Raw genomic sequence first — 13,892 nt, 5'->3', positions numbered from 1 at the left:
AAAAAAGATGATTTTATACGATAATATAGTTAGATATAATATAAAAAAATTGAATTGATTTATAAAAATATTATTTTACAAAATTAATTTTCGATTAAAAAATATTAATATATTAGGAGTATTAATGGCAAATGATAAAAAATCATATAAAATTGTTGGAGAAATAAATAAGGAATTAGCCCAAACTGCAGAATTTGAATATTATGGAGAAGTTTATATGTCTCCTGGAGTGATTAAGCACATAATGAAAAAACATAAAAATAATCTAGAAGATTATGTTACAAATAATATAATTGATTATATAAAGTTAATTATAAGAAAACCAGATTTTGTAGGAAAACATCCTAAAAAAGTTGGAACTAGCATTGAGCTTGTAAAAAAAATAGAACAAAATTTATTATTAGCAATTGATGTTGATTTAGATGAACATTATATTTATGTAGCATCATTGTATCCGATAACAGAGGCTAAACTAATAAGCAGAATTAGTAGTGGAAGAGTTAAAAAATTCAAAAAATAAAAAATTGACTTTAATATAAGAATAAAGTATAATAAAAATGGATAAAGTAGTAGATGAAAATAATGATTTGAGGTGGGAAATGGCTCCCCACACGCAGTTTTGCTGTTAACAGAGATGCAGGATACGCCGACCTGCCAAATTATTGTTTTAAGAGTTAAGCACCCAAGTCTTGGGTGCTTTTGTTTTATGGTAAAGTAGCTATTCTATTATAACAAAGAGTTAAAATAAAGTGATTTAAAAATAATTTAGTTAGTTAATTGAATTATTATTTATTATATTTATATAAAAGGAGAATTTTTTTGTGGAAGATAATTATAATCAACAACTTCCTTATACAGTGGATGAATATTACTCATTTGTAGGAGATAAGGAAGCAAATTATTTTTATTGGAATTTCAAATCAATTAATAATGGTAATAAAATCACGTGGAATTGGGGTGCTTTTTTATTTGGTCCAATATGGTTGATCAATAGAAAGATATATTTACCAAGTATATTAATTTTTTTATTAGAGATAACTTTTGATATTTGTGTGTTTACCTATACTAGTTTATTAATAAGGATTGTGTTTGGATTATATGGAAATTATATATATTATCAACATGTTAATAAAAAGATGGCAGAAGTAAAAAATATGGATGTTCACGCAAGTAAAGAGCATAATAAGCTTTCTCAAGTAGGTGGAACTAATAAAATTATGGCAACTTTATTCTTAATAATATTTATTATGGTTATTTTTATTTTAATAAATAAGAGTTAAGACTTAAAATTATCTACACAATTATTCTTTTGTTAAAATATTTAGAATTTTAAAAAAATAATGTTAATAACTCTATAGTAATATTTGAAAGATAGAACCCCTATAATAATGCATAGAAATGTATTATTATAGGGGTTTTTGGATGCTAAATATAGAGATTATTAAAAATATTTAAAGGTATAGAGTTTCTAAATAAACAAATAAATAATTTTAAAAGTAAATAAAGTTGACTATTAGTTGATTTTTCAGAAGAAAAACAACTATCATTCCATTGTAAAAAGATAAAGCGAATTTTAAAATTGAAGTATAAGGAGGCGTTATTTATGGAAGAAATAAGTATTGGATTTAATATATTAGTTAAAAGAAAGGAAAAAGGAATTACACAAGAAGAATTAGCAGATTTTATTGGTGTATCAAAATCTGCAGTATCAAAGTGGGAGTCAAATCAAAGTTATCCAGATATAACTTTATTGCCTATAATAGCCACTTACTTTGATATAAGTGTAGATGAGTTAATAGGTTATCATCCACAATTGACAAAAGAAAAAATCAAAAGTCTATATTTAAGACTATCAGATGATTTTAGTAAAAAATCTTTTGATGAGGTTTATGATGAATGTATGGATTATGCTAAGAAGTACTATTCTTGTTTTAGGCTTCAGTTCAATATAGCATTGTTATTGATTAATCATGTAAATTTGGTAGGGGATAAAGAAAGAACTAATGAAATATATAAAGAAGCAGAAGATATATTTGAAAGGATTATAAAGAATAGTAAAGATTCAAGTCTTTGTAGGCAAGCAACTTATTTGAAAGCTACTTGTTTATTAATGACAAATAGGGTTGGTGAAGCAATAATTAATTTAGAAAGTATTACAGAGCTTTCTTTAAATCCTGAAATTCTATTAGCGAATGCTTATGAAATGAAAGGAGATACAAATAAAGCTGTAAAAATTTCACAAGAATATATTTATGGAAATGTAATAGGAATATTAGGAGCAGTACCAAGTCTTATAAGGTTATATGGAAATGATATTGCAAAAGTTGAAAAGTGGATTAAAATGACATTAGAATTAAGTAAAATATTTAATATTAAAGAAATATATCCTTCAAGTTATTTATCAATTTATTATATTACAGCTTACATTTATGTTATGAATGGAAAAAATGACAAGGCAATAAACATGTTAGAGAATTATGTAAGAACAATTTCAAATACTGAATTTTTTCCTATTAAGTTGAAAACAAATGAAGTTTTTGATTGTATAGAGGGATTATTTGAAAAGTTAGATTTAGGGAATCAATCACCAAGAAATGAAAAGATTATTAAAGAAGAAATAAAGAAAGCAGTCATAGATAACCCAGTATTTAAACCTTTAGAGAAAGAAGAAAAGTTTAATGATTTAATTAAAAGATTAAAGGATATATAGGAGTGAATAATATGGAAAATATAAAGGAAAGTATACCATTTTTAATACCAATAATAATAGTTGAATTTTCATTAATGCTTGCAGCAGTAGTTCATATATTAAAACATGATAAGTTTAAGATTGGGAATAAGGTAATATGGATAATTGTTTCAGTATTTATACAGATTATAGGACCTATCCTTTATTTTACTATTGGTAGGAGCGATGAATAATGGAGGTTTTAAAGGTAGAAAATCTTTATAAGAGTTTTAATGGATTTAATGTAATAGAAGACTTAAGTTTTTCAGTACAAGAGAATTCAATATTTGGCTTCATTGGGAAAAATGGAGCGGGAAAGACAACTACTATGAAGATGATTCTTGGACTTCTTGAGGCCAGTAAAGGAGAGATCTATGTTTGTGGTGAAAAAGTAGTCTATGGAAATGCGAGGACAAATAAATATATAGGTTATCTGCCAGATGTTCCAGAATATTATGGGTATATGAAGCCATATGAATATCTAAAACTTTGCGGTGAAATTACAGGTATGAACAAGAGAAATATAAAAGTAAAGAGTGAAGAATTATTATCATTAGTAGGACTAGAAGGTAACAATAGGAAGATAGCTGGATTCTCAAGAGGAATGAAACAAAGATTAGGTATAGCACAAGCTCTACTTAACGAGCCAAAACTTGTAATATGTGATGAACCAACATCTGCACTGGATCCTGTTGGAAGAAAAGAAATATTAGATATTTTATATAAGGTAAAGGATAAAACTACTATTATTTTCTCTACACATATACTTTCAGATGTAGAAAGAATATGTGACACATTAGGTCTTCTTAACAATGGGAAAATAGCTATGAGTGGGAAGCTTCATGAGATAAAAAGTAATTTTAGAAGTGATAGTATATTCATAGAACTTAATCATGAAAATGAAATATCTATCTTTAAAGAAAAGCTAGAAAGTATAAAGAATGTTATTAATATTGTAGTAAATGAAGAGAAAGTTAATCTTAAGGTTAATAACGTAGATGAAACAAGTAAAGAAATAATAAGATTACTTGCAAATAATAATATATCAATAGCAAAGTATGAAGTATTAGAACCATCTTTAGAGAATCTATTTATGGAGGTGGTACAATGAAGAGTTATATAGCCTTCACTAAAAAAGAATTAATTGAGCAAGTAAGAACTTATAAGTTATTTATATTTTTAGCAGTATTATTTGTTTTCGGGATGGTAAGTCCTTTATTTGCAAAGATAATGCCAGATATAATATCGTCTATGAACACTCAAGGAGTTGAAATAAAAATTCCAAAACCAACGTATATAGATGCGTATGCTCAATTTTTAAAAAATATTGGTCAAATGGGGATTTTTGCTTTACTTCTTATATTTAGCGGATTATTATCTAACGATGTTACAAAAGGAACTTTAGTAAATATGGTTTCTAAGGGGTTATCTCGTAGAGTTATAATTTTAGCTAAGTTAAGCTCGGCAGTTTTAATATGGACATTAGGTTATTTAATTGCTATAGCGACTAATTATATATATACATTTTATTTGTTTGGAGAACATTCAGTTAACAATTTAGTATTAGCTCTTTTTAGTTTATGGTTATTTGGAGTTTTTTTAATTAGTATTATTATTTTAGGTAGTACAATAGTTAAAGGTAGTTATGGAGGATTAATACTCACAGCTATTATCTATGGAAGTTTAGCATTAATAAATTTGTTTCCTAAAATTATAAAGTTCAATCCATATACTTTAACTTCAAAAAATATGGACTTAATAACAGATAAGATGGAAATTAGGGATATTAAAGTAACAATAATCACTACTGTGGTATTAATAGTAATAGCACTAGTAGCTTCATTAAAAATCTTTGAAAGAAATAAATTATAAATTATAATTTATAGGGTAGTCCACATTTTGATACAATCCCACTTAAGTAGACAAATGAAATAATTAAATTTCATTTATCTATGGAGGTGGGATTGTATCATTTTGAACTACCCGTATTTTTTATTTTTCTTTGAAATTATTTAAGCTTTAAATATCTTTAAAATATGATTTTATTTATTGGGTTAGTATGATAATATTAAATGTAATAAAAAGTAAAAAGATGGAGAGTGTAATGATTAATATTGGTGTAATTATTTATGGACTGATTATTTTAATTTTAGTATCGATTTTTAAGTTTGCAATAAAGAAGAAGAAAAAAGTAGATGTGAATATATGGAGAGAAATATTAGGTGTTTTATTTGGAATTTATATTATAGTATTAGTTTCAGTTACTTTATTACCTATATTTATAGGGAATAATCATGTACAAAGAGATTTAATAGTTAATTATATACCTATAAAAGGTATTATAGAATGTTATAATGTAAATGTAAATTCAGAATATTGGTCATATGCTTTTGGATTTAAAATATTTTTACGAAATGTAGGAGGAAATTTTATATTACTTATGCCTATAGCTATAATAGTACCATTATTTTTTAAACGCTTTAGAAACTTTAAAAATATAGTATTATTAGGATTGATTGTATCTATAGGGATAGAAGCTCTTCAATTTATAGAAAACTATTTAAACATTGGTATTAGAGCTGTTGATATTGATGATGTAATATTAAATACATTAGGAGTAGCTATAGGATATGGCTTATATTTAGTATTTATAAAATTAGTTGATAGGTTTAATTTTAAAATAGTAAAAAGAAGTTTTGAAGTATAAATTATAAAGACAAGCAAAAAGCCTATGAAACCTTTTGTAAATCAAGAGCTTTCAGGCTTTTATATTTTATAAAAATCTATATTTTTATTAATTTTTATATAATGGCAGTTTTACTTGAAGATCCAACAGTCCAGCTTTCATTTCTGCTCCTACGCTGCCATCCATTTGTTCTGCAAGTAGCCTTACTATGGATAGGCCTAGTCCTGTTGAATTGTTTCTAGACTTATCTCCAGTATAGAAACGGTCAAATAGTTTATCTGCCTCAAGTTCGCAATTGGGATTCACTGAATTACGAACTGATATAATCGCTCTTTTATCGAAGGTTAACAGACTTACTTCTATATTACCAGTGGAATGCTGGACACAGTTACGAATCAGATTTTGTACAATCCTTGTAACCATTTCCTTGTCAGCAAGAATAAAAATAGAGCTAGACGCTTTTAAAGAGACAGTCAGATTATTTTCTTCAAGTGTAGTTACTAAATCTGCAAGACATTCTGTTACAAGGTTTGTAAGATTAATTCGCTCAAGATTAACTACAGGCTCTACATTTATGAGATAGGAGTATTCAAAAAAATGCTCTATCATACGACCTAATTCTTCAGAATGCTTTTGAGTGATGTGAAGTTTTTCGCGCTGGGAGTCAGTTAATTCCCCTTTTTCCATAAGTTGCTGATATCCTTTTATAGCAGTAAGTGGTGTTCTCAAATCATGAGAAATGTTTGCAATCAGTTCTTTAAATCTTTTTTCTTCACGAATACTATTAAGACGTAGTGTTTCCTCTGCCTTTAAGCATTTATTAATATTGATAGCAAGGTCATCAAATTCCTTATTAAACAATTCTAAGCTGAGTGGTTGACGCGTGTTTTCTGATAACCTTTTATGAAGCTGTTTGTTTATATTATGCAATTGCAGCTGAATAAAAGTAACATATATAGAGAGTATTATAACAATAATAGTAAGAATAACAACTGCAATTAGCATTATCTGCACCAACCTTTTCTATAAAATATTTTTTAGGAAATTCCTACTCATTACATTCGTATGAGTAAGTTCGAATTACTAAATTCAAAATTTGGATTCTCACTTAATTTCTGTTCTTCTAAATATGATGTAGGTGATTGATAAAATTATAATAATAAAAACTATACTGCAAACAATTGCTTTTAATATAGTTCCTGCTCCAGAAGCCATAGTTAATACTGGATAGTTCTGTGCAAATGGATTGTATTCAAGTAATTTTCCGAATACTCCTAGCTTATCTTTAACTACTACAATAAAGTCAAAAACAAAAGCTAATCCAAAGCCTGTACCTACTACAAAAACTGGTCTTCTTAGTATGAAGGCTAGTAAAACACAGATACTTAGACGACTTGCATAAACTATTGTTAAGGTCAGGATAATTGCTAGCATTTTGAAAATTACATTCACAGAGATCTCTAGTCCTGCCTTGTTTGAGAATATATCCATAAATACAGATGGTATAACTAATGTTCCAAATTTAATTCCTGATACGAAGGCAATAATGGTTCCTATTGAATATGGAAGTAACATAATAGCCATTACTAAGAAATATACAATTGACTTGCTTACAAGTATTGTACCTCTTCCATAACCACAAGAAATTGCTGCGTTTACTGTTTTATTTTCAAAATCACTACAGATAAATATACCTGCGATAACTGCTCCAATTATAGACATTACAAACACATCAGATAAGAATATTGTATTGACAGTAACTTTTTCTTCAAGTGTACCATTTGCACTCAAACGTGATACTATGATAAGAGATACTGCACACATACTTGTTATAAAGAACGATACTTTAACTGCTGTGGATTTAAAAAGTTTGAATAAATCTGAATAAATTAAATTAAGCATTATGATAGCCCCCTATAACTGATATAAAGTAATTTTCAAGTGTATCTCCTTCAGTTGAAAAATTCGTCATTATAACATTATTTTCATAAAGCGTTCTTGATACCAGTTCCTTTTCATTTAGATAGTCGTATAATTTGACCGTCTTATCAGGCATAACCTTATAATTTATAGTATTAAGCTTTTCTTCTAATATAGTTACCAGTTTTTCAGTATTATTACAAGCAATATTTATGTGGTGCTTACAGTTTTCTTCAAGCTTTTCAAGGGTAAGTGTCTGTTTAATCTGACCTTTGTGTATAATAATATAATCTGTTGCAGTCTGATATAATTCTGGTAAATTGTGACTTGATATTAAGATTGTCATTTGACGTTCTTCACATAACTTTTTTAGTAAATTACGTATATCTACAACTCCTACTGGATCAAGTCCATTTATTGGCTCATCTAAAATTAACAATTCAGGACTACCTAGCAGAGCAATTGCTATACCTAATCTTTGCTTCATTCCAAGGGAAAAGTTTTTTGTTTTCTTATTTCCTACTTCCTTAAGTCCCACCATTTCTAGTAGTTCATCTTCTAGTTCCTTATTAGGTACTCCCCGCATAATTCTATGAAAATTTAGGTTTTCTTTTGCAGACATGTTAAGGATTAAACCTGGATTTTCAATCATGCAGCCAATACGCTTTCTTTCAGTCTGTAGTTCCCTATCTCCCCCATGTCCAAATAGTTCAATATTTCCCTCTGTTTGAAAAGTAAGTCCTGTTATTATACGCATCAAAGTTGTTTTGCCAGCTCCGTTTTGACCTATCAATCCATATATTTTTCCAGGTTTCATATTAATTGAAACATTATAAAGTGCATAGGCACCGCGATATTCCTTTGTTAAATTATTTGTTTTCAATACATATTCACTCATTTTTTTACATCTCCCTTCTATAATCTTAGTATATAAATCAAAGGTTTAGAAAAAGTTTAGAAATTAAAAAAGATGTTTAGAAAGTGATAATAAATAGTGAAAACTTAAAGTCTATTTCAATTACTCCTTATACAGGCGATAACCAAGTCCCCATATAGTTTCTATATACTTTTCATTTGGATTAACTTTCTTAAGCTTATTTCTAAGATTACTTATATGGATTTTAACCGCATTGTTATCGTCAAAAAATTCATCCTGCCAGACAAGCTCGTAAATGTTTGCTTTAGTAAAGACTTTGCCACGGTTTTTTAGCAGTAATTCTAATATCATATATTCCTTAGCAGTAAGATCAATAAAGGCATCTTGTACACTTATACTTTTTTCATTATCATCAAGAATAAGATCTTTATAAGTAAATATCTTGCTCTCCTTAATTTGCTTATTAAAACGCCTTAAATTTGATTCAATCCTAGCTATAACTTCTTCTAAATCAAAAGGCTTGGTGATATAATCGTCTGCACCAAGTCTTAAAATATCTACTTTCGTACCTACCATATCTTTTGCAGAAATAACTATTACAGGTGTGTCTGTAAACTCTCTCATTTCCTTTAATATTTGGTCTCCACTCTTATAGGGAAGCATAAGATCAAGCAAAATTAAGGCATATTCATAATTTTTTATTTTATTCATACCATCCATGCCGGTAAAAGCTGATACCACTTCATATCCAGCATCTGTTAATGCTTCTGCTAGCATTAAGTTGACATCTTTATTGTCTTCAATGATTAAAATGCTATCCATAAGTCAGCCTCCTTGTAGAAATATCCTAAAAATCTATTTATTTTTTATTACATATATTTTATCATAGATTTAGAGTGGTATTGTAAAATATTTTCAAAACACAGTTAAATAAAATTACAAAAGAAAAAATTACATTTTTTAATTTAAGAGAAGGTATTGATTATAAAAAAATTAGTTTGATTCATAAATCAATGATGGCCATGTTGAAGATCTGGATAAGTAAAAAGGATATTGGATCATTACGAGAAGAAGACAAGTATGCATTAGAAATATATGGTAAAATATTGACGAGCATGAAAATATTTATATAATATTGAAATATAAAAGGGGGAGAAAAATGGAATTTAATAAAACCAACTTTGATTTTTTTTATAAACATTGTATAAGTAAATTTGGTGAAGATATAGGAAATATGATATATGAAACTGCTGAAAATATATTAGCTAAAATGAAAAGTGAAGTTGACTATAAAAACAGTAAAGCTATAAAATGGCATATGGATAAAAATATGCTACCTACAATAGCGATGTATTTTGCATTTAAGAAATTTGATGTCACCTGTGAAAGAGCATATGAGTATACAGGTGAGATATTGAAAATTGCATGTGAAAAAGTTCAAAATAAAAATAAATTTCTTGGTAAGATGCCATTTGGATATAAGTTATTTAAGGTGACTTGTAAATCACTTATTGAAAAGCAATATCCGCAAGAAGGATGGGATATTGAATGGATAAAATATGATAATAAAGAAATACATGTTGACTTTAAAACTTGTATATATATGGAGACAACTAAGAAGTATAATTGTTCTGAATTATGTCCTTTGTTTTGTTCTAATGATGATATAACTTTAGGTGGATTTGCTCCTAATATTATATTTGAACGCAATGGAACGATTGGTAGAGGGCAAGATAAATGTGATTTTTATTTTATAAATGGGAAAAGTGAAAGTGAAAAAATATCAAATGAAGATAAAAAAAGATTAGAAATATAATTAGAGTGAAGACTTTATTTAGTAGTTTATAAATAGAAAAAATATTCATATACATTATGTAAAATCTAAAACATAAGAAAGAGGAGAAAAAAATGATTGCTCCAACAATATTAAAAGGAGAACTTGTTGAAAGATTTAGAGAACATTTATTAGAATTTAATTATTATCATATTATTTATGAAGGCAAAAACAACAGCTGCATTGAAAGTAGAAGTTTTAATATATATGAAGCTAACTTGATTATTAATAATTTTATAAATTCAAATATACCAATTGTATGTATGGCAGGAAGTAAATCAAGTATACCTTTCTTTGATTATCATTGCGCGGTAAATATAGATAAGGAAAAGGGAGAAGCGTATGTATATGAATTACTAGTGAAAGAATCTAAGGAGGAGAATTTAATAAAGGGATTAGTAATGGCTTTATATGTGATGAAGTATTTTTTGAAATCAGATAAATGTAAAATTGAAAGGTTAATAGTTCCATTATTAATTTTAGGCTGTGAAGATAATGAGGAATTTGTTGTAGAAAATATTATAAGTGAAAATAAAGCTATCTTATATTTGAAAAATATTGGATAGAGTAATATTGCAGTAAAGTTTAAGTATAGAATAAAAAAATAGGATGTTTAATGATGAAAGAGGATAGATATATCAATTCAATTTTTTTCAATTAGGCTTATCACGATATATGGTTAAGATTGAAAATTATATAGAAACAGCCAAAATAAATAATTAAAGGTAAAGCTGCTTCAATATTTTTTAGAGAATATTATTGATTTTTCAAAGAAGAAAAGATATCTTTTTGAAAATGGTGAAGAACTATTGAATAAATTAGGGTATGAGTTTGAATTAAATTAGACTATGAATAGGGGATGATTTTATGAAGTATACATTAGAATGGGTAAAAAGTGAATTTAATAGAGGAAATAAAATTAAGTATGAATTTTTCTGGGGGCATAGACCTTCAAAAAATGGGAGAATAACAAAATCTTGTTTTAGTCAATGGTGGATGAGTGAATTTGAAATTGATAATATAGTATATTGCTGTGCTGAGCAATACATGATGGCTGAGAAAGCAAGATTGTTTAATGATGAAGAAGTATTAGAGGAAATATTAAAAACAAAAGAGCAAGGAAAGATAAAAGCATTAGGAAGAAAGGTTAAAAACTTTAATGAAGAAGTTTGGAATAAGAATAAATATGATATTGTTCTAAGAGGGAATAAGGCAAAGTTTTCACAAAATGAAGCTTTAAAAGAATATTTATTAACTACAGGAAATAAAGTACTAGTTGAAGCAAGTCCATATGATAGAGTGTGGGGAATAGGACTATCAGCTGATATTGAAGGAATAGAAAATCCTCTTTTATGGAAGGGAGAAAATTTTTTAGGTTTTGCATTGATGGAGGTTAGAGATATTTTAAAAGGATAAAATATATTGATTTTAGTATGTAGGTATTTACAGTGTGTAGAAGATATGATATATTATAATTAAATTATTATGGAAGGAAGTGGTTAGTATGTTAAAAATGAAAAATGCTTTAAACAAATTAAATATAAAATTAACAATAACCACGCACCTAAGATAGGATTAAAGAATATAATATAATTCATTCTCGTGAATGAATAAAAATGTTTCTTATAGTTGTGGCTATAGTGTCACGACTTTTTTGCGACCTTTTTTAGGATATAACCCATAATAAGGAGAGAAAAAATGAACAAGATAGAAATAATAATTAATAATAAATGTTGGCTAGAATCTCAAGCTAAGGAGCAACTTCTAGAAATATCAAAGTTAAAAGGAATAGAAAGAATAGTAGGATTACCAGACTTACATGCAGGCAAAATTCCAATAGGTGTAGCTGTAAAGACAAAAGATGTTATATATCCTCATTTAATAGGAGGAGACATAGGATGTGGTATGAAACTTGTGAAAACTGGTGTAGTCAAGAAAAAATTTAAGATGGAAAGATGGGTAAAGAAGTTAGAAAAACTAAAAAGTTTAGATGAAGTAAAAATAGAGAGTCCTTATGAAGGTAAGTCACCAATTTATCCACTCGGAACTATTGGAAAGGGAAATCATTTTGCGGAGTTTCAAATATTAAATGAAGTAGTAGATGAAGAAGAATTTAAAAAATTAAATATAACAAAAGATGATATATTACTTTTAATTCATAGTGGGTCTAGGAATTTTGGACAAAATATATTAGATGAGTTTGATTTTAAAGAAGGTTTAGATCCTAATGGTGAATTAGGGGAAAAGTATTTGAGAAATCATGAGTATGCGTTAATATGGGCAGAAAGAAATAGAGGATTAGTTGCAGATAAAATATTAGATTATTTAGGGTATAACTCTATTGGAGAAAGTATTATAGATTGTAATCACAATTTTTTAGAAGAAGAAGGTTACTATTATATTCATAGAAAAGGAGCAACATCTAGTAAAAAAGGTGCTGTAATAATTCCAGGTTCCAGAGGAAGTTTAACCTATATAGTTCTTCCTAAAGAAGATACAGAAATATCATTAAATTCTTTATCGCATGGAGCAGGAAGAAAGTGGCCAAGATCTATGTGTAAGGGAAAACTTCAAGCTAATTATAGTAGAGAAGATATTAAAACTACTGCTTTAAAAAGCTCAGTTGTATGTCATGACCTTGAATTACTTTATCAAGAAACCCCAAAGGCATATAAAAATATAGATGATGTAATTAATAGTTTATTGGAATTTAATCTTATTACAGTTATTGCTACTCTTAAACCATTAATAACTTTTAAAGGGTAGGTGATTTTTATGAAATTACAAATAAGTTCGTCAAGTGGCCCTTTAGAGTGTGAAGTAGCAGTAAAAAAGTTTTTAGAATCTATATTAGTAGAATTTAAAAATATAGAAATTTTAGAAACGACTTTAGGTGAAAATAAAGTTGGATATAAGTCAGTCATTATACATTCAGATGAGGATTTGTCAGATATTAAAGGAACTATTAAATGGATTTGTGAAAGTCCTTATAGAAAAGAGCATAAAAGAAAAAATTGGTTTATCGATGTATCAGAGATTGAAGTTTTAGAAAGACACGAGATTGATGAAAGTTTAATTAAATATGAAACTTTTAGAGTAAGTGGAAATGGTGGTCAAAATGTAAATAAGGTAGAAACTGGAGTAAGAGTTATTTATGAGCCTTTAGGTATAGTAGCTGAAGCTAGAGAAGAAAGATCTCAAATAATGAATAGAAAGAAAGCTATTAAAAGGTTATATGAGTTTTTAGAAAATAAAAATAAGGAATTAGCAAGACGAGAAAGTAAGATTTCATGGCAGGAAAATAGAGATATTATTAGAGGAAATCCTATTAGAATTTATAAAGGAGTTGATTTTAAAAGATATAAGGGTAAGTAATTACTAAATTTATAAAAGAGAAATCTCACTTTTTCTGTGCGATTTTTCTTTTAGATACTTGGTTATATTAAGTATAAGACATATTTTTGAAAACATTAGATAAATATATTTAATTATTTTTGTATATATGTTCTAATTAATATTCTACATAAAAAACAAATTTATTAAGAAATAATAACAACTAAACATTTTTAGTTAAAAATAGCTAATTAGAATCATATATATTATTTAATTTGATTCTATAAGTTCCATAAAAGACTTAATAATATGAAACTCCTACTCATTTACATTCGTATGAGTAAGTTTAAATAACTAAATTAAAATTTAGATTTTCACTTATGATAAATTATGAGTGAAAGTAAATTTAATTTTTTGAATAATCTTTATTGAAACTTATATATATAATAACAAAAGTATAAGATGAATTTAAGTTCATTTATATAAAGGTATAAAAAATAGATATACGGAGGTG

Annotated in this window: 16 protein-coding genes; 12 read left to right on the top strand and 4 right to left on the bottom strand. The window is 27.1% G+C overall.

All coding sequences use genetic code 11. The features are described 5' to 3' along the window. Positions 1-124: 124 nt before the first annotated feature. The 7 genes from BUB01_RS02120 to BUB01_RS02090 all read left to right on the top strand — a co-directional run bounded on the left by BUB01_RS02120 (position 125) and on the right by BUB01_RS02090 (position 5,435). Positions 125-520, top strand: coding sequence for a PBECR3 domain-containing polyvalent protein (locus BUB01_RS02120; RefSeq protein ID WP_072984831.1), 396 nt, complete (start codon positions 125-127; stop codon positions 518-520). A 301-nt stretch (positions 521-821) separates the two neighbouring features. Continuing rightward, the gene (locus tag BUB01_RS02115) at positions 822-1,280 is read left to right on the top strand and encodes a DUF2628 domain-containing protein (protein WP_072984829.1); all 459 of its coding nucleotides are present in this window, start codon (positions 822-824) and stop codon (positions 1,278-1,280) included. A gap of 323 nt (positions 1,281-1,603) precedes the next feature. Beyond that, positions 1,604-2,710, top strand: coding sequence for a helix-turn-helix domain-containing protein (locus BUB01_RS02110; RefSeq protein WP_072984827.1), 1,107 nt, complete (start codon positions 1,604-1,606; stop codon positions 2,708-2,710). 11 nt (positions 2,711-2,721) lie between these two features. Further along, complete coding sequence (locus tag BUB01_RS02105) at positions 2,722-2,922, top strand: PLDc N-terminal domain-containing protein (protein WP_072984825.1); 201 nt, start codon at positions 2,722-2,724, stop codon at positions 2,920-2,922. Next, entirely contained in the window at positions 2,922-3,839 is a 918-nt protein-coding gene (locus BUB01_RS02100) for an ABC transporter ATP-binding protein (protein WP_072984823.1), read from the top strand. The genes BUB01_RS02105 and BUB01_RS02100 overlap by 1 nt, the downstream gene beginning before the upstream one ends. After that, positions 3,836-4,600 carry an ABC transporter permease gene (locus BUB01_RS02095; RefSeq protein WP_072984821.1) on the top strand — a complete coding sequence of 255 codons (765 nt, stop codon included), beginning with the start codon at positions 3,836-3,838 and terminating at the stop codon, positions 4,598-4,600. Before BUB01_RS02100 ends, BUB01_RS02095 begins: the two co-directional genes overlap by 4 nt. A gap of 232 nt (positions 4,601-4,832) precedes the next feature. Beyond that, a complete protein-coding gene (locus tag BUB01_RS02090; protein WP_072984819.1) occupies positions 4,833-5,435 on the top strand; it encodes a VanZ family protein in 603 nt (200 codons plus the stop codon). An 87-nt stretch (positions 5,436-5,522) separates the two neighbouring features. Here BUB01_RS02090 and BUB01_RS02085 read toward each other — a convergent pair whose 3' ends face one another. From BUB01_RS02085 to BUB01_RS02070, 4 genes are all read right to left on the bottom strand, one after another. Continuing rightward, positions 5,523-6,419, bottom strand: coding sequence for a sensor histidine kinase (locus BUB01_RS02085; protein WP_072984817.1), 897 nt, complete (start codon positions 6,417-6,419; stop codon positions 5,523-5,525). Between the two features lie 99 nt (positions 6,420-6,518). Further along, positions 6,519-7,316 (bottom strand): hypothetical protein, encoded by a 798-nt coding sequence (locus BUB01_RS02080; RefSeq protein ID WP_072984815.1) that lies wholly within the window; start codon positions 7,314-7,316, stop codon positions 6,519-6,521. After that, positions 7,309-8,232 (bottom strand): ABC transporter ATP-binding protein, encoded by a 924-nt coding sequence (locus BUB01_RS02075; protein WP_072984814.1) that lies wholly within the window; start codon positions 8,230-8,232, stop codon positions 7,309-7,311. The genes BUB01_RS02080 and BUB01_RS02075 overlap by 8 nt, the downstream gene beginning before the upstream one ends. 120 nt (positions 8,233-8,352) lie before the next feature. After that, on the bottom strand, positions 8,353-9,033 hold the full coding sequence (locus BUB01_RS02070; RefSeq protein WP_072984812.1) for a response regulator transcription factor: 681 nt from the start codon (positions 9,031-9,033) through the stop codon (positions 8,353-8,355). A gap of 337 nt (positions 9,034-9,370) precedes the next feature. On the opposite strand from BUB01_RS02070, the gene BUB01_RS02065 reads away from it, so the two are divergent. The 5 genes from BUB01_RS02065 to prfH all read left to right on the top strand — a co-directional run bounded on the left by BUB01_RS02065 (position 9,371) and on the right by prfH (position 13,420). Beyond that, entirely contained in the window at positions 9,371-10,027 is a 657-nt protein-coding gene (locus BUB01_RS02065; protein WP_072984810.1) for an L-2-amino-thiazoline-4-carboxylic acid hydrolase, read from the top strand. A 92-nt stretch (positions 10,028-10,119) separates the two neighbouring features. Then, positions 10,120-10,611 (top strand): hypothetical protein, encoded by a 492-nt coding sequence (locus tag BUB01_RS02060; RefSeq protein WP_072984808.1) that lies wholly within the window; start codon positions 10,120-10,122, stop codon positions 10,609-10,611. Between the two features lie 301 nt (positions 10,612-10,912). Next, positions 10,913-11,461: an NADAR family protein gene (locus BUB01_RS02055; protein WP_072984806.1), complete on the top strand. Its 549-nt coding sequence runs from the start codon at positions 10,913-10,915 to the stop codon at positions 11,459-11,461. A 282-nt stretch (positions 11,462-11,743) separates the two neighbouring features. After that, positions 11,744-12,811, top strand: a complete 1,068-nt coding sequence (locus BUB01_RS02050) for an RNA ligase RtcB family protein (protein ID WP_072984804.1) — start codon at positions 11,744-11,746, stop codon at positions 12,809-12,811. A 9-nt stretch (positions 12,812-12,820) separates the two neighbouring features. Further along, positions 12,821-13,420: a peptide chain release factor H gene (prfH, locus tag BUB01_RS02045; RefSeq protein ID WP_072984802.1), complete on the top strand. Its 600-nt coding sequence runs from the start codon at positions 12,821-12,823 to the stop codon at positions 13,418-13,420. Positions 13,421-13,892 lie beyond the last annotated feature (472 nt).

Origin of the sequence: Clostridium cavendishii DSM 21758 (genome assembly GCF_900141845.1) — a bacterium.
Lineage (GTDB): Bacteria > Bacillota > Clostridia > Clostridiales > Clostridiaceae > Clostridium_AG > Clostridium_AG cavendishii.
Note: the sequence above shows the minus strand (reverse complement) of the source record. Positions and strands in the feature narration are given on the sequence as shown.